Here is a 15,986-nt window from a genome sequence, read left to right on the forward strand (position 1 = left end):
TTCAGTAAGACCCTTGCCGTCGGGTGGTGAGGCAGGTTTCGGTATGGACACCGTCATCACGATCGCAGCCGAATACGCGGGTCCGCGGACCCGGCAGGGGCCCATGACCATGGGCCAGGCCAACATGGCGCGTTGCGTGCTCCGCGACCCGCCGCTCCACATGAACTTCCGCGTCACCAAGCGCCTCCCCGAGGGGACCCCGCTGCCCGCCGTCGCCGAGACGGTCGGGCGCCTGCTCTCCCGGCACGAGGGACTGCGAGCCACCATCCACTCGGACCTCCAAGTCGTGGCCGGTTCCGGTCACCTGCCCATCGAGGTGCACGACGCCGGGACCGGTTTCCCCGACGAGGCCGCCGAGGAGGTGGGCCTGCGGATGCAGGGCACCCGCTTCGACCTGGAGACCGAACTCCCGATCAGGGTCGCCGTGGTCACCGAGGGGGAGACACCCCGTCTGGTGATCTTCGTCCTGCCCCACACCTCGGTCGACGCCATCGGGCTGGCCACCGTGATGAGGGAGTGGGAGCGCCTGATCCGGGGGGTCGCCGTCCCGCCGCCGTGCCCGACGCAGCCGCTGGACCTCGCGACCGCGGAGGGCTCCCCGGCCGCCCTGCGCCGGACTGAGGCGGCCCTGCGGCACTGGGAGAACGGGCTCAGGCGGGCACCTCAGTCGATGTTCGCGGTCGACGAGGCGGCCGTGGCCGACGCCGACGCGATCCGGCCCCGGCTGCGGGTCCGCTCGGCGGCGGCGGCCACGGCGCTGGCCGCCGTCGCGAACCGCACGGGCGCCAGCCGCTCGGCGGTCACGCTCGCCGCCCTGGGGGTCCTCGTCGGCCTGCGCAACACCCAGCGGTCCTGCGTGATCGCGTCACTGGCGAGCAACCGGGTACGGCCCGAGCTGCGCGACTACGTCGGGCCGCTGGCCCAGGACGCGCTGATGGCCGCCGACCTCGACGTCCCCACCTTCGACGAGGCGGTACGCCGCTTCCGCGCCGCGTCCCTCTCCGGATACCAGCACAGCCGCTTCGACTCCATCGCGCTCTGGGAGGTGATCGAGACCGTCAACGCCGAGCGGGGGGTGGACTTCGCCCGCGACTGCGTCTTCAACGACATGAGCGGCGTCACCGTCCCCGAACCCGAGCCCGAGCCGTCCGCCGAGGTCGAGTGCGGCTGGCTTCCGGCGGCCTCGCTCCCCGCGCACCTCGCGCTCTGGGCCAACCGGCTGGAGGACGTGGTGGACCTGACGCTCTGGATCGACCCGCGGGTGATGAGCCGGACGGAGGCCGAGGGCTTCGGGACCGGGATCGTCCGGCTGCTGATCGCGGCCGGGGACGGGGACGTCCAGGCTTCCGACATTTCGGAAATTTCAGGAATTTCACCTATCGAGCGCGGTCCGGAATGGATCTACACCGACTCCTGCTGGGTGAACCTCGGCGCGGTGGAGCGGCTCGTCGGTGAAGCGGTTCAGGGACGCCCTCACCGGGTGACGCACGACCCGGACGGGCGTCTGACCTGCCACGTCACCTCAGGAACCCCCGAGGAGATCCGCGCCGCCTGCCTCGCCCTGCTGCCCGGCCGCACCTCCGCGATGGCACCTCACCACTACGTCGTACACGCCGCGGGGCCCACCGGCGCGTCGCTCTACGGGCCCGTTGTCACCGAAGGCGACGGACGCCACTTCGCCTCCTTCGGCCCCGCGCGCATAAGGAACCAATAGCAGGCGGGATAATCGGTTACATGCGCCTATCCGCTCGTGTCGACTATGCACTCCGCGCCGCCGCCGAACTCGCCGCCGCGGGTGACGGCCCCACCACGGTGGGTGAGCTGGCCAAGGAGCAGGACATGCCTCCCAAGTATCTTGAGAACATCCTGCTCCAGATGCGCCGCGCCGGGCTGGTACGCGGCCAGCGCGGCCCCGAGGGCGGCTACGTGCTGGCCCGCCCGCCCGCGGAGATCAGCCTCGCCGACGTGATCCGCGCCGTCGACGGCCCGCTCGCCAACGTCCGGGGGGAACGGCCCGAGCACGTCGACTACCGGGGTCCCGCCGAGTCGCTGCAGCAGGTCTGGATCGCGCTGCGCGCCAGCGAGCGGGCGATCCTGGAGGAGGTCACGCTTGAGAACGTGGCCACCGGAGCCCTCCCCGACCGGGTCCGCAGCCTGGCGGCCGACCCCGCGGCCTGGGACTGACCGTGTCGGCGTGGCCGCCCACCGGGATCCGGCCGTCCCGGCCCGCACCCCGGGCGCGGCTCGCGCCCTGGAACCGGCTCGCCACACAAGGCCGGGACACGTCCCGAGCGTGGATCGCATCCCGAAGCCGGCCCATGTCCCGAGGCGGGCGCCATGCCCGAGGGTGACGTCATCCACCTCTCCGCGCTGCGGCTCGGCCGGGCGCTCGACGGGCGGGTGCTGACCCGCTCGGACTTCCGCGTACCGCGTCACTCCACGGCCGACCTGACCGGGCGCGCGGTGCTGGAGACCGTCTCGCGCGGCAAGCACCTGCTCACCAGGATCGAGGGCGGGCTGACCGTCCACACCCACCTGCGGATGGAGGGCAGCTGGCAGATCTCACCCGCGGGGCGGAGGCTGCCCGGGGGCGACGTCGTCCGCCTGGTGCTGGCCAACGCGAAGTGGCAGGCGGCGGGGGTGCGGCTGGGGATGGTCGACCTGGTCCCGACCACGGAGGAGGCGCGGCTCGTCGGGCATCTCGGACCCGATCTGCTCGGGGAGGACTGGGACGAGGCGGAGGCCGTGCGAAGGCTGGCGGGACGGCCTGAGACGAGCATCGGGGTCGCGCTGCTCGATCAGCGCAACCTGGCGGGAATCGGCACCATCTATCGCGCCGAGACGCTTTTCCTCGCCGGAGTGTCCCCGTGGCGCCCCGTGGGCACGGTTGAGGACCTGAGAACGATCGTGTCGATCGCGTGGCGGCTGCTGGACGCTAACAAGGAACGCCCGAGCAGGACGACGACAGGCGACCTCCGTCCGGGACGGAGCACCTGGGTCTACGGCAGGGCCGGGCGGCCTTGCCTACGCTGCGGGCGTCGGATCAGTCGTGGGGAGATGGGCGCACAGCCGCAGGAGCGGCTGATCGTCTGGTGCCGTCACTGCCAGCCGGAAGAACCGACCGGCTAGGCGGCGACCATGTCGTTGACCTCGGGGAAGACGGAATCAGGCACGGTTTCGGGAATCGGCAGACGCTCCCGTTCGGGGACATCGCCCGCCAGCACCGGAGCATGCTGCAGCTCGGCGAGGGCGAACTGATCGGAAACCTCTCGGAGAACCTGTGAAAGCGGCACACCCAAGGCACCGCAGATCGACGCGAGCAGCTCTGAAGAGGCCTCCTTCTGACCACGCTCCACCTCGGACAAATAGCCAAGAGAAACCCGAGCCAGTGTGGACACCTCACGCAGGGTGCGACTCTGCCGCACCCTCAGCCGCCGCAGCACGTCACCGAGCAGCTGACGCAGCAGGACCATCTGTCGCTCCCTCCCCGGCGCGGATGCCTTCACGACACTCCGCGCTATCGGTTCGTGCCGCCCGTTCTTCGAACGCGACCCTTGGTACATACTCCTCGCCGTCATCATCGCTTGACCTTTACCTCACTCACCGTTCCACCGTACCTGTATGGACCGACAACGCGGCAGACCATGTGGAGCATGTTCGCTGGGGACGTAACGCGGTAATCATCCTGAATGTTCCCTCACGTTAGTCTCCAGCACACCTCGAAGAAGGTCCACGGCCTCGTTCGCGGTCGACTCCCGGATCTGGTCGCGCGTCCCGGCGAGCCGCGGATCCCGGTGCCATACCCGCCCGCCAGGTCCGCTAACGGCGAGATGCACGGTGCCCACCGGTTTACCGTCCTGGGGGTCGGGACCGGCCACTCCGGTGGCCGCCAGCCCGTACGTGGAACCGGTGAGACGGCGCACCCCGTCGGCCATCGCGGCGGCGACCCCCGGGTGCACCGCCCCCTCACGGGCGAGCAGGTCCGCGGGGACGTCCAGCAGCCGGTGCTTGAGGTCGGTGGCGTAGGAGACGACCCCGCCCAGGAAGGCCGCGGAGGCCCCAGGGGGGCCGGTGAGGGACGCGCAGATGAGCCCGGCGGTCAGCGACTCGGCGACCGCCACCGTCTCGCCCCTGCGGACGAGAAGGGCGAGGACCTCGGTGGCCGCGAGCAGGCTCCGACTCACAGGACCCGCCTCACACGGCCCGAGCCCGCCACGGCCCGCCTCACATGACCCACGCCCGCCACGGCCCGCCTCGCACGGCTCAGGCTCGCCATTGCCCGCCTCGCACGGCCCGCGCCCGTCACAACCAGCACCATACGGCCCGAGCCCGCCACGACCCGCCTCATATGGCCCGCGCCCGTTTCGCGACCTGTCGCAGCTTGATCGCCCGGATCACGTAGTCGAGACCGGTGACGACGGTGACCAGCGCCGCCGCGCCCATCACGACCCAGCGGATCAGGTCGGGCACGCCCGGCCAGATGTAGGAGACGATCGCGGCGATCTGCAGGACGGTCTTCACCTTCCCGCCGTAGCTGGCCGGGATGACGCCGTGCCGGATGACCGCGAACCTCAGCCCGGTGACGCCCAGCTCCCTGCCCAGGATCACGACGGTGATCCACCAGGGCAGCTCCCCCAGCACCGAGAGGCTGATCAGGGCGGCGCCGATGAGCGCCTTGTCGGCGATCGGGTCGGCGATCTTCCCGAAGTCGGTGACCAGGCCGTAGCGGCGGGCCAGCTCGCCGTCGAGCAGGTCGGTGAGCGAGGCCACCATGAAGACCACCAGCGCCGCGACCCGCCAGCCGGACCCCGGCAGGAAGAGGCAGGCCGTGAAGAACGGAACCATCGCCAGCCGTATCACCGTCACGACGTTGGCGATGTTCCAGGCGCTCACCTTGGGGCGCGCGGATGCCGAGGTCGAGTCGGTGCCGGTCTCTGGCGTGTTGGTCATACGCTCTCCCGGCCCGGCGGCGCGTTCATGGGGCCGCCTTGATACGGGCGATCAGGTCGACACCCTCCGAGTCGACCACGATCGCCCGGACGATCTGGCCGGGGACCAGCCCGATGCCCTGGACCGTTACAGAACCGTCGACCTCGGGCCCCTGGTGGGCGGCGCGGCCCTCATAGCCGCCGTCGCCCAGGTCCTCCTCGATCAGGACGTCGACCTCGGTGCCGATCCGCTCCTCGGCCCGCTGAGCCATGAGCTCCTCGGCCAGCTCGGTGAGCGCGGACACGCGGGCGTCGACGACCTCCTGGTCGAGCTTGCCGGGCAGCGAGGCCGCCTCGGTGCCGTCCTCGTCGGAGTAGCCGAAGATGCCGATCACGTCGAGCCTGGCCTCCTCAAGGAAGCCCACCAGCTCGCCGAACTCCTCCTCGGTCTCGCCGGGGAAGCCCACGATGAAGTTGGAGCGCACGCCCGCCTCGGGGGCGTGGGCGCGGATCGACTCCAGGAGGTCCAGGAAGCGCCGGGGGTCGCCGAAGCGCCGCATCCGGCGCAGCACCGGGCCGCTGGCGTGCTGGAAGGACAGGTCGAAGTATGGGGCCACGCCCTCGGTCGAGGCGATGATCTCCAGCAGCCCCGGCCGGAGCTCGGCGGGCTGCAGGTAGCTGACCCGCACCCGCTCGACGCCCCCGGTCGCGGCGAGGGAGGGCAGCAGCTTCTCCAGCGCCCTCAGGTCGCCCAGGTCCTTGCCGTAGGAGGTGGAGTTCTCGCTGACCAGCACCAGCTCCTTGACGCCCTGCTCGGCCAGCCAGGCGGCCTCGCCGAGAAGCTCGCCAGCGCCGCGCGAGACGTACGCCCCGCGGAAGGCGGGGATGGCGCAGAACGTGCAGCGCCGGTCGCAGCCGGAGGCGAGCTTCAGCGAGGCCACCGGGCCGTCGCCCAGACGCTTGCGGAGCGGCCGGGGGCCGCTGGCGGGGGCCAGACCCTCGGGCAGCTCTCCGTGGCCGGGAATGGCCGTCTTGGGGGCGGCGGCGCGCTCCACCGGCGAGATGGGCAGCAGGGTCCTGCGGTCGCGCGGGCTGTGCGGGACGAGCGACTTACCGGCCAGCACGTCGTCGAGACGCGTGCCGATGTCGGTGTAGTCGTCGAAGGAGATGACGGCGGCGGCCTCGGGCAGCGCGTCGGCGAGCTGGTCACCGTACCGCTCCGCCATGCAGCCCGCGGCGACCACCTTGGCCCCGGAGTCGGCCGCGGCGAGCAGCGTGTCGATGGAGTCCTTTTTCGCCGAGTCGATGAAGCCGCACGTGTTGACGACGACGACGTCGGGGTCGTCGTCGCCCAGCTGCCAACCGGCAGCCTCAAGACGAGCGGCGAGTTCCTCGGAGTCGACCTCGTTGCGTGCGCAACCAAGCGTGATCAGCGATGCGGTTCGGCGGGATGACATGGTGAACACTACGGTATCGGGAGTTGGCCACCACCCGATGCACCTCCCCCCATTCAGGCACCGCCGCACCCCCTGCCCGGCACCGGATGTCCCGCCGCCGGGACGGCCGGAACGGCTGGCCGGACCCCGGCGAGACGGACGCCCGGGGGTTCCCCGAAAGAGGGCCTCGTACGGCGTGACCTAGCGCTTCTTGGTGGCGGGGGCCTCGTAGGAACGGTTCACGACCTGTCCCCGGCGGCCGGGGGTGCCCAGGTTCTTGCCGTTCACCTTCAGCGAGACGGCTCCCCCGTCGCCGAAGGTGACCCGCATCCCGGTCTTCGCCTTCCAGGTCGAGGTCTTGCCCGCCGCGAGCGTCCCGGAGAAGAGCCGTTTGCCGGTCGCGTCCTGTACGTCGAGCCAGGAGGTGCGCTTCGCCCTGACCTGGAGGACGACCATGTCGCGCCGCCGACGCTCCTCGGCCAGCGACGCGGCCCGGCGCGGCGAGTCGGGGCCACCGGCCGCGGGCGGTGGCGGCACGGCGGGCACCGGCATCGGACGCAGATCCGCCACGGGGGTGTCGCCCCCGCCCATGGTCCGCACCACGCCGAAGATGACCACGATGCCCAGGGCCACCGCCATCGCCGTCGTCCAGTTGGGCGAGCGGCGCTCACGGATCTTCAGTGGCATGTCCGCCTGGAAGACGCTGGAGGCCCGCACCGGCAGCGGCACGCCCCCGTGCTGCTCGTCGTAGCGGTGCACCAGCGCCTCGGGATCGAGGTCGACGATCTTGGCGATGTTTCTTATGTGGCCCCGCGCGTAGAAATCTCCCCCACATTGGGAGAAGTCATTCCTCTCGATTGCCTGGATGAGCACTTCGCGAATGCGTGTCCGCGCGCTCAACTGCCCGACGGTCATCCCCATTGACCGCCGGGCATCCGCCAGATCGCTTCCAATGCCCATGGCGCACGCCTCTCAGCCCCCGACGTTGCGTAGCGATACCTATTCAATCAGTAACCGTGCGGAGGATGCGCGGCGGGGGTCCCATTCCCGTACGGCGCCGTCATTCCCGGGCGGGCCGGTCGAGGGACGGTATACACCGGCATGTACCGGCACCCCCCGAAGCGCACCGGCCAGGGTGGCGGCGACTCCCCCGCGCGGGCCGCCGGGAGCCTCCCGCACAGCACCGCCGGCCCTCGCACAGGCCGCCCGGAGCCCGTACGGCACCGCACAGGCCGGTCGGAACCTCCCGCACGGCGCGCGCCGCTCCCCGCGCGGGTCACCGGGAGTCTCCCGTACGGCGCCGTCAGCCTCCGCGCAGGTCGATCAGCAGGCCGGGGAGCTCGTCCGGCTTGACCATGACCTCCCGCGCCTTCGACCCCTCGCTGGGGCCGACGACGTTCCTGCTCTCCAGCAGGTCCATCAGGCGGCCCGCCTTCGCGAAGCCGACCCTGAGCTTGCGCTGGAGCATCGAGGTCGAGCCGAACTGGGTGGTCACGATGAGCTCGGCCGCCTGGACCAGCAGGTCGAGGTCGTCGCCGATGTCCTCGTCGATCTCCTTCTTGACGGCCGTCGCGGCGGCCACGTCGTCGCGGTACTCGACCGCCATCTGCGCCTTGCAGTGCCCGACGATCTCGCCGATCTCCTTCTCGGAGACGAAGGCGTTCTGCAGCCGCATGGGCTTGCTGGCGCCCATCGGCAGGAAGAGCGAGTCACCCTGCCCGACGAGCTTCTCGGCGCCCGGCTGGTCCAGGATGACCCGGGAGTCGGCGAGCGAGGAGGTGGCGAAGGCGAGCCTGGAGGGCACGTTGGCCTTGATCAGTCCGGTGACCACGTCCACGCTGGGGCGCTGGGTCGCGATGACCAGGTGGATCCCGGCGGCGCGGGCGAGCTGGGTGATGCGGACGATGGAGTCCTCGACGTCGCGGGGGGCGACCATCATCAGGTCGGCGAGCTCGTCGACGATCACCAGCAGGTACGGATAGGGCTGGTAGACCCGCTCGCTGCCCGGCGGCGGCACCAGCTTGCCGGTGCGGACCGCCTTGTTGAAGTCGTCGACGTGCCGGAAGCCGCTGGCGGCCAGGTCGTCGTAGCGGCGGTCCATCTCCCCGACCACCCACTCCAGCGCCTCGGCGGCCTTCTTGGGGTTGGTGATGATCGGCGTGATGAGGTGCGGGATGCCCTCGTAGACGCTGAGCTCGACCCGCTTGGGGTCGACCAGGACCATGCGGACCTCGTCGGGGGTGGCCCGCATCAGGATCGAGGTGATCAGCCCGTTGACGCAGACCGACTTTCCCGCGCCGGTGGCGCCCGCGATGAGCAAGTGCGGCATTTTTGCCAGGTTGGCCACTATCGTGCGGCCCTCGACGTCCTTGCCGAGCCCGACGATCATCGGGTGGTGGTCGGCCTGGGCCACCGGGGAGCGCAGGATGTCGCCCAGCGAGACGAGGTCCTTGTCGGTGTTGGGGATCTCGACCCCGATCGCCGATTTGCCGGGGATCGGGGACAAAATCCGGACATCAGCTGACTTGACCGCGTACGCGATGTTCTTGGTGAGCGCGGTGACCTTCTCGACCTTGACCGCCGGGCCGAGCTCGATCTCGTAGCGCGTCACCGTCGGCCCCCGGGTGAAGCCGATCACCTGGGCGTCGATCATGAACTGTTCCATCACGCTGGTCAGCGCGTTGACGACGACGGTGTTCGCCTTCGTCTGCGGCTTGGGCGCGGTGCCGGGGCGCAGGAGCTGCGGCTCGGGCAGGGTGTACGGGCCCGCCTGGGGCGACAGGACGAGCTGCTCGACCTTGCGCGGGGCCGGGGTCGGCTCGGGAGGCGCGAACGACGCCGACGACTCTGCTCCGGCCACGGCCTCGGCGGGCTCGTCGTCCACCAGGCCGGGCACGATCTCCGGCGAGTGCCCGGAGGGTCCGCCGGGGGTCTCCGCGACCAGGGGGGTGTCGTAGGGCTTGACGTGGTCGCCCAGCTCGGCGCCCTCGGGCTCCGCCTTCTTGCGGGTGGCGGGCTTCCTCCTGGACACGCGCGGCGTGGGGGGCTGGTCGCGGTTGAAGAGCATGTGCCGGATCTCGGCCAGCCGCTCGGGGACCCGGTGCACCGGCGTCGCGGTGATCACCAGGATGCCGAAGCCCGACAGGATCAGCAGCAGCGGGATGGTGATGAAGGACGGCAGGATGCTCGCCGGGGGCGCCGAGACGATGAAGCCGATCATGCCTCCGGCGGCCGACACCTTGTCCATGCCGTCGGAGCTGCCCCCCGAGGGGTACGGCGTGTCGTGGACGACGTGCACGACGCCGAGCACTCCGATGGTCAGGGCGGACCAGCCGATGATCATCCGGCCGGTGTCGGCGTTCTGGTCGGGGTGACGCAGCAGCCGCCAGGCCAGCAGCACGAGAAGGATCGGGATCACCCAGGTCAGCGAGCCGAAGACGCCGCGCATGACGCCGTCGACCACGGTGGAGACCGTGCCGGTGTTCTTCCGCCAGGTCATCGCGGCCAGCACGACCGCCCCGGCGAACACCGCCAGGCCGAGCCCGTCGCGGCGGTGCACGGGGTCGAGCTCGCGGGCGTTCTGCCCCAGGGCACGCGCGGCGCCGCCGATGCCCCCGGCGAGGAGCATCCAGATGCCCATGAACAGCTTGCCGATCATGATGAGCACCCAGCTGATCGGGTCGTGCTGGGGCGAGGGCTTGCGGGCCTGGCCCGCGCTCCTCCCCCGGCCTGCGGGCGCCCGCCTGGCGGGGGCCGTACGGGCCTGGGAGGCGCCCGAACGGCCGGAGGACCCCTTGCCGGGGGGCTTTCCTGAGGAGCCTTTAGACGTACGGGTGGCCATGTTAGGGAGGTTAACGAGACGGGTGGTGGATTGCGCGCCGACTCGCCGCAGCCGCCCGACCCTCGCCGACGTTTCACAAGATCGGGCGATACTTCGTGAACAGTGATGGGGAGCACCAAAGGCCCCATTGGTCGACTGGAAAGCGTCTTCCATTCCATGTATTGACATTGCGTTTCATGTAGTAGAACCTCCTCACCAACAGGGCGTTGGGAGGAGACACATGTCCGCACTCGACTGGTCCGTTCTGGGCGCGTACTTCCTTGTCATGATCGGTATCGGCGTGTGGTCGAAGCGCCGCATCAAAACCGTGATCGACTTCTTCACCGCCGGGGGCCGTATCCCCTGGTGGCTGTCCGGCATCTCGCACCACATGTCGGGATACAGCGCGATCATGTTCGTGGCGTTCGCGGCCGTGGCCTACAACTACGGGCTCGCGATGTACGTCTGGTGGGCGCTGACGATCGGCCTCGGCGTCGGGACCGGCGCCTTCGTCTGGGCGGCCCGCTGGAACCGGCTCCGTTCCAAGCACGGCGTGGTCTCCCCGCTGGAGTACCTCGCCCGGCGCTACAACCTGCCGACCCAGCAGGTGCTGGCCTACAGCGGCGCGCTGCTGAAGGTCGTGGACATCGCGGCCAAATGGGTGGCGATCGCGATCCTGCTCAAGGGCTTCGCGGGCATCCCGATCCAGTGGGGCATCCTGGTCACCGGGGCCGTCACGCTGATCTACATCACCGCCGGAGGGCTCTGGGCCGACGTGCTCACCGACTTCGGGCAGTTCGTCATCCAGGGCGTCGCGGGCATCGCCATGTTCATCGCGATCATGGCCCAGCTGGACGGCGTCGCCACCCTGTGGACCATGTGGGACAAGCTGCCCCCGGGACACGGGGAGCCGTTCGCCGGGCCGTACACCACGACGTTCTTCCTCGCCCTGCTCTTCATCAAGACCTTCGAGTACAACGGCGGCATGTGGAACCTGGCCCAGCGCTACATGGCCTCCCCCTCGGGCTCGGCCGCGAAGCGCTCGGCGCTGCTGTCCAGCGCGCTGTGGCTGGTCTGGCCGCTGATCCTGTTCATCCCGATGTTCGCCGCGCCGCTCATCGTGCCGGGCCTGGCCAACGCCGAGGAGGCGTACGTCAAGCTGGCGCAGACCCTGCTGCCGCAGGGCGTGATCGGGCTGGTGCTCGCGGGCTTCTTCTCGCACACCATGGCCATGGTCGCCTCCGACGCCAACGTGATCTCCTCGGTCATCACCAGGGACATCGCCCCGGTGATCGTCCGCAGGGTGCGCGAGCTGTCGGCGCGGGCCGAGCTGACCTTCGCCCGGGTGACCACGTTCACCTTCGTCCTGATCAGCATGGCGATCGCGATCTCGACCGAGGGCCAGGGCGTCGTGCTGAAGATCGTCGTCGACCTGGTCGCGGCGACGATGGGGCCGATCTCCATCCCGCTGATGCTGGGCATGCTGCCGTGGTTCAAGCGCAGCGGCCCGACGGCGGCCATCGTCTCCTGGGCCGCCGGGCTGGGCGTCTGGGCGTACGTCAAGTGGATCATCGAGTCCAAGGACACGGCGATGGTCGTCGGCGTGCCGCTGGTGACCTCGCTGGTCCTGTACGTGGCGATCGGGTTCCTGAGGCCGGAGAACCGCGAGGACCGCGACGCGCTCGTCGACTCCCTGTCCACCGAGCCCGGGTCCACCGACCCGGAGCAGCAGCGGCGTGCCGGAGCCGTCGGCTGACGGCTCCCTCCCCCCGGCAAGGCCCGGGCCCCCACGACGCGGTGGGGGCCTTCGGGCGTGGCGGGCGGCCGTGTTCGTCCCCGGGCGTGGCGGGCTCCAGGACCCGCCCGCCCGGGAACATGCTCCTTCCACCGGGAGGGGAAGGGAAACACGCGAACCGGGAATTCGTCCGGCCCGGGGGCCGGGCCCCCGCCGGACCGCTTACCGGGCTCCATGTACTCAGCGGGCTCGGCCACTCGCCGGACTCCGAGCGCTCACCGGACTCCGGCCACGCGCCGGGCTCCAGTCACGCGCCGGGCTCCGGTCACACGCCGGACCCCGGCCACCCGTCGAGCTTCAGGGCTGCTTGTCGGACCTCGGGACTACTTGTCGGACTCCAGGACGCCGCCGTTGGCCACGTCCGACTTCTCGATCTCGGTGAAGACGACGCGTACCGCCTCGCGACGCGCCTTCAGGATGTCCACGGCCGCCTCGGTCAGCGCCGCCACGAACTCGCGGCGCTGGTCGAGGGTCCTGCCGGACAGGAGTTCCACGGTGATGTTCGGCATGCTGATCCTCCAGGCTCAGGTTGTTGCATAACATGAGACCACATTCCATTACATGGAACAACTGGAGACCGTAACCGACCCGAGGAAGCGGGACACGACCGGCTCAGCCGTTGAGGGCTTGGGCGGCGGGAGCGCCCGGGGCGCCGAGGGCGGCGGAGACCTCGCGGGCCGCGGCGACGACGTCGGGCGCGAACCGCTCCAGGTCGTCGCGTCCCATGTCCATCGCGAGGGCGGAGATGGAGATGCCGCCGAGCACCTGCCCGGTGTGGTCGAAGACCGGGGCGCCCACGCAGAGGATGCCGGGCAGGTTCTCCTCGTTGTCGAGCGAGTAGCCGCGGGACCGTACCAACGCCAGGTCGGCCAGCAGGTCCTCCGGCGTCGCCAGCGTGGTGGGGGTCGGGGCGGGCATGCCCGTACGGGCGCAGATGGCGCGGACCTCGTCGGCGCCGAGCTGGGCGAGGACCGCCTTGCCGATCGCGGTGCAGTGCAGGCGCAGGCTCATCCCGACGCGGGACGGCATCTGGTAGGGACGCCGGCCCTCCAGCTTGTCGACGTAGACGGCCTCGTCCCCGCTGCGGATCGCGAAGTGCGTGGTGTAGCCGATCCGCTCGTGCAGGGCGTTGAGCGCGCCGGAGGCCTGGCGGGCCGGGTCGAAGCGGTTCATGACCCGGCCGGCCAGCGTGAGGATCCGGGGGCCGGGCTCGTAGCCGCCACGGCCGTCGGCCCGCGCGAACCCCCACTCGACGAGCGACTGGAGGATGCGATGGACGGTCGACTTGGACACGCCCGTCGCGGCGGCTATGTCGGTTACGCGGTGGTGCTCGGCGATCGCCTCCAGCACCGCCAGCGCCTTGTCGATGGAACTGCCTTCCCTGACCACGATCGTGAGCCTACTGGTCAGCGCGCCAACCAGCCTCCGTCGACGGCCAGCAGGTGCCCGTTGACGTAGTCGGAGGCGCCGGACGCCAGGAAGACGGCGGCGCCCACGAGGTCCTCCGGGGTGCCCCAGCGGCCCGCGGGGATGCGGCCCCTGATCTCGGCCTCCCGCGCGGGGTCGTCCCAGAGCCGCTCGGTGTTGCCGGTCCTGATGTAGCCGGGGGCGATCGCGTTGACCTGCACCCCCGAGCCCGCCCACTCGCAGGCCAGCGCCCGCGTGAGACCGGCGACGCCGTGCTTGGCGGCGGTGTAGCCGACGACGTTGACGCCGCCCTGGAAGGACAGCATGGAGGCGATCATGATGATCTTCCCGGAGCCCCGGGCGAGCATCCGCGCCCCGAGGACCTGGCTGAGCAGGAAGACCGCGTCCAGGTTGACGTCGAGCACCTCGCGGAAGGACTCGTGGGAGTGCTCGGCGGCCGGGGCCCTGCGGATGATCCCGGCGTTGTTGACCAGCACGTCGACCGGGCCCAGCCGCCCGGCCGCCTCGGGGACGGCCCGCGGGTCCGACAGGTCGAGGACCCACCGGGAGGCCTGCCTGCCGGTCTTGCGGACCTCCGCCTCGACCTCGTCCAGGTCGTCGTCGCGGCCGTGCAGCACGATGTCGGCCCCCGCCGCCGCCAGGCCCACCGCCAGGGCCCGGCCGATCCCGGTCCGCGCGCCGGTGACGAGCGCGGTCCTGCCCTCCAGTGAGAACATCAGCGCAGCTCGCCGATCTCGACCTGCTCCATGTCCTCGAAGGCCTGGTTCTCCCCGCCCATCGCCCAGACGAAGGAGTAGCTTCTCGTGCCGAAGCCGCAGTGCACCGACCAGCACGGGGAGACGACCGCCTGCCGGTCGGCGACGACGAGGTTGCGCGTCTCGTCGGGCCGTCCCATCAGGTGGATCACCCGCTCGCCGGGCGGCAGGTCGAAGTAGAGATAGACCTCGGTCCTGCGCTCGTGGGTGTGGCAGGGCATGGTGTTCCACATGCTGCCGGGCTCCAGCACGGTCACGCCGAGCACGAGCTGACAGCTCTGGATGCCCTTCGCGTGGACGTACTTGTAGATCGTCCGATCGTTGGAGCCGTCCTGGCCGCCCAGCCGTACCGGCTCGGCGTCCTCCAGGGTCGCGGCGACCGTCGGGAGGGCGGCGTGCGCGGGGGTGGAGACCAGATAGAAGGCACCCCCCTCGAAGGCCACCTCGCGGGCGCCCCTGCCGACGTAGATGCACTCCTTGGCGCCCAGGGGGTACGCGGTGCCGTCGACGGTCACCGTGCCGGGCTCGCCGATGTTGACCACGCCGAGCTCTCGGCGCTCCAGGAAGTACTCCGACCTGAGCGGGTCGGGACAGTGCAGTCTCAGCGGCCCGTCGTCCGGCAGGGCCCCGCCGACCACGATGCGATCCTCGTGGGAGTAGAGCAGCCGCACCTCCCCGGGCACGAAGAGCTGCTCCACCAGGAACCGGCGGCGCAGCCATTCGGTCGTCGCCCCGGTGACCTGGTCGGGTGCCGTGGCGTGCCGTACCTCCATCGCCCCTCCATTGTTCTATTACATGAAATTAGAAGCTGCTACATAGAACACTGTGAGCATACAACGGCCCCCTTCCCCGCGCACTCACCGCGATTCCCGCCACGCACGGGCACCCGGAAAACGATCCCCGGAACGCGAACTTTTCCCGCCCGGACCGGGTCCCACATATGGGCCACACAAGGGACCGCCACCGAACGGACGGGGAAGATCGATGACGACCGGCATGGCACGAACGACGATCCGGCTGGTAGCGGCGGGCACGGTCCTCGCGACCGCCGCCCTCACGGGCGGCACCGCCCTCGCCGAGACGGGAGAAGCGGGAAGGACCACGGCGGGAACGACCGCCGCGGGAATCCCGAGGAACTTCCTGCTGCACGAGCCCCAGGCCCGCGAGCCGGTGAGATATCCGGAAGAGGAGAAGTGGACCATCGGCGACAGGCTGGGGACGAACCTGGAGATCAACCCGTGTGACCTGCGCCGCCCCGCCGACCGCGACCGGGTGGCCGTGCGGACCGTCACTTACCAGGCCCCCGAGCACCACTCCGGCGAGCAACTGGTGATCTACCGCTCCACGGCGGCCGCGCGTAAGGCGATGGCCGGGCTCCTCGGACAGGTCGAGAGGTGCGCCCGCGTCAAGTACGAGAACACGGTCACCAAAACCTGGGCCGACCCCGTCCGCATCGGGGACCGGGCCGTGCGGATCACCCTCCAGGGCTACGACGCCAAGGGCGTGCGCCCGGTCGTCGGCGGGCAGCGGGCCGTCGTCGTACGCGAGGGCCGGGCCGTCGCGATCTACCTGCTGGCGGGCGAGTACGGCAAGGTGCGCGGCTCCGACTTCACCAGGCAGCTGAAGGACGCCAGGAAGATGGCCGCCAAGGTCTGCTCCCTGCGCGGCGTCTGCTGACCGGCACGGGAAGGCCCGCTGCCCAGGCACGGGGAAGGCCCGCCGAAGACCGCGGGGTGGTCTGCCGCCCCATTACGAGGAAAGCCCGGAGGACCGGCGCCCGCGCCCGTACGACGACGGGCGCGGTAGCAAGAATCCGGCGTAGTA

At 70.6% G+C, this 15,986-nt stretch carries 15 protein-coding genes; 5 read left to right on the forward strand and 10 right to left on the reverse strand.

The genetic code is table 11. The features are described 5' to 3' along the window. Nucleotides 1-43 precede the first annotated feature (43 nt). The 3 genes from ACSC1Q_RS22880 to ACSC1Q_RS22890 all read left to right on the forward strand — a co-directional run bounded on the left by ACSC1Q_RS22880 (nucleotide 44) and on the right by ACSC1Q_RS22890 (nucleotide 3,129). The gene (locus tag ACSC1Q_RS22880; protein WP_436760745.1) at nucleotides 44-1,714 is read left to right on the forward strand and encodes a condensation domain-containing protein; all 1,671 of its coding nucleotides are present in this window, start codon (nucleotides 44-46) and stop codon (nucleotides 1,712-1,714) included. 20 nt (nucleotides 1,715-1,734) lie between these two features. Further along, nucleotides 1,735-2,184 (forward strand): RrF2 family transcriptional regulator, encoded by a 450-nt coding sequence (locus tag ACSC1Q_RS22885; protein WP_436760746.1) that lies wholly within the window; start codon nucleotides 1,735-1,737, stop codon nucleotides 2,182-2,184. 153 nt (nucleotides 2,185-2,337) lie between these two features. Continuing rightward, complete coding sequence (locus ACSC1Q_RS22890) at nucleotides 2,338-3,129, forward strand: Fpg/Nei family DNA glycosylase (RefSeq protein WP_436760747.1); 792 nt, start codon at nucleotides 2,338-2,340, stop codon at nucleotides 3,127-3,129. On the opposite strand, the gene ACSC1Q_RS22895 is transcribed toward ACSC1Q_RS22890, so the two are convergent. From ACSC1Q_RS22895 to ACSC1Q_RS22920, 6 genes are all read right to left on the reverse strand, one after another. After that, nucleotides 3,126-3,473: a helix-turn-helix domain-containing protein gene (locus ACSC1Q_RS22895; protein ID WP_030904158.1), complete on the reverse strand. Its 348-nt coding sequence runs from the start codon at nucleotides 3,471-3,473 to the stop codon at nucleotides 3,126-3,128. The genes ACSC1Q_RS22890 and ACSC1Q_RS22895 overlap by 4 nt on opposite strands. Nucleotides 3,474-3,680: 207 nt before the next feature. Continuing rightward, the gene (locus ACSC1Q_RS22900; protein ID WP_436760748.1) at nucleotides 3,681-4,184 is read right to left on the reverse strand and encodes a CinA family protein; all 504 of its coding nucleotides are present in this window, start codon (nucleotides 4,182-4,184) and stop codon (nucleotides 3,681-3,683) included. Between the two features lie 160 nt (nucleotides 4,185-4,344). Then, nucleotides 4,345-4,950 (reverse strand): CDP-diacylglycerol--glycerol-3-phosphate 3-phosphatidyltransferase, encoded by a 606-nt coding sequence (pgsA, locus tag ACSC1Q_RS22905; protein ID WP_436760749.1) that lies wholly within the window; start codon nucleotides 4,948-4,950, stop codon nucleotides 4,345-4,347. 25 nt (nucleotides 4,951-4,975) lie between these two features. Further along, nucleotides 4,976-6,385 (reverse strand): 30S ribosomal protein S12 methylthiotransferase RimO, encoded by a 1,410-nt coding sequence (rimO, locus tag ACSC1Q_RS22910; protein ID WP_436760750.1) that lies wholly within the window; start codon nucleotides 6,383-6,385, stop codon nucleotides 4,976-4,978. Between the two features lie 180 nt (nucleotides 6,386-6,565). After that, nucleotides 6,566-7,324, reverse strand: coding sequence for a helix-turn-helix domain-containing protein (locus tag ACSC1Q_RS22915; protein ID WP_436760751.1), 759 nt, complete (start codon nucleotides 7,322-7,324; stop codon nucleotides 6,566-6,568). Between the two features lie 343 nt (nucleotides 7,325-7,667). After that, entirely contained in the window at nucleotides 7,668-10,205 is a 2,538-nt protein-coding gene (locus tag ACSC1Q_RS22920; protein WP_436760752.1) for a DNA translocase FtsK, read from the reverse strand. Nucleotides 10,206-10,425: 220 nt separating this feature from the next. On the opposite strand from ACSC1Q_RS22920, the gene ACSC1Q_RS22925 reads away from it, so the two are divergent. Then, nucleotides 10,426-11,940 (forward strand): sodium:solute symporter family protein, encoded by a 1,515-nt coding sequence (locus tag ACSC1Q_RS22925; protein WP_436760753.1) that lies wholly within the window; start codon nucleotides 10,426-10,428, stop codon nucleotides 11,938-11,940. 362 nt (nucleotides 11,941-12,302) lie between these two features. Here the strand turns inward: ACSC1Q_RS22925 and ACSC1Q_RS22930 are convergent, their stop codons facing one another. The 4 genes from ACSC1Q_RS22930 to kduI form a co-directional block, all read right to left on the reverse strand. Further along, nucleotides 12,303-12,488 (reverse strand): tautomerase family protein, encoded by a 186-nt coding sequence (locus tag ACSC1Q_RS22930; protein WP_364149232.1) that lies wholly within the window; start codon nucleotides 12,486-12,488, stop codon nucleotides 12,303-12,305. 103 nt (nucleotides 12,489-12,591) lie between these two features. Next, nucleotides 12,592-13,368, reverse strand: a complete 777-nt coding sequence (locus ACSC1Q_RS22935; RefSeq protein ID WP_436760754.1) for an IclR family transcriptional regulator — start codon at nucleotides 13,366-13,368, stop codon at nucleotides 12,592-12,594. A 17-nt stretch (nucleotides 13,369-13,385) separates the two neighbouring features. Continuing rightward, nucleotides 13,386-14,123, reverse strand: coding sequence for an SDR family oxidoreductase (locus ACSC1Q_RS22940; protein ID WP_350972729.1), 738 nt, complete (start codon nucleotides 14,121-14,123; stop codon nucleotides 13,386-13,388). After that, nucleotides 14,123-14,935: a 5-dehydro-4-deoxy-D-glucuronate isomerase gene (kduI, locus tag ACSC1Q_RS22945; RefSeq protein WP_436760755.1), complete on the reverse strand. Its 813-nt coding sequence runs from the start codon at nucleotides 14,933-14,935 to the stop codon at nucleotides 14,123-14,125. The genes ACSC1Q_RS22940 and kduI overlap by 1 nt, the downstream gene beginning before the upstream one ends. A gap of 223 nt (nucleotides 14,936-15,158) precedes the next feature. On the opposite strand from kduI, the gene ACSC1Q_RS22950 reads away from it, so the two are divergent. Further along, complete coding sequence (locus ACSC1Q_RS22950) at nucleotides 15,159-15,839, forward strand: hypothetical protein (protein ID WP_436760756.1); 681 nt, start codon at nucleotides 15,159-15,161, stop codon at nucleotides 15,837-15,839. The last annotated feature ends 147 nt before the right edge of the window (nucleotides 15,840-15,986 follow it).

The organism is Streptosporangium heterodermiicola (assembly GCF_051390675.1).
Lineage (GTDB): Bacteria > Actinomycetota > Actinomycetes > Streptosporangiales > Streptosporangiaceae > Streptosporangium.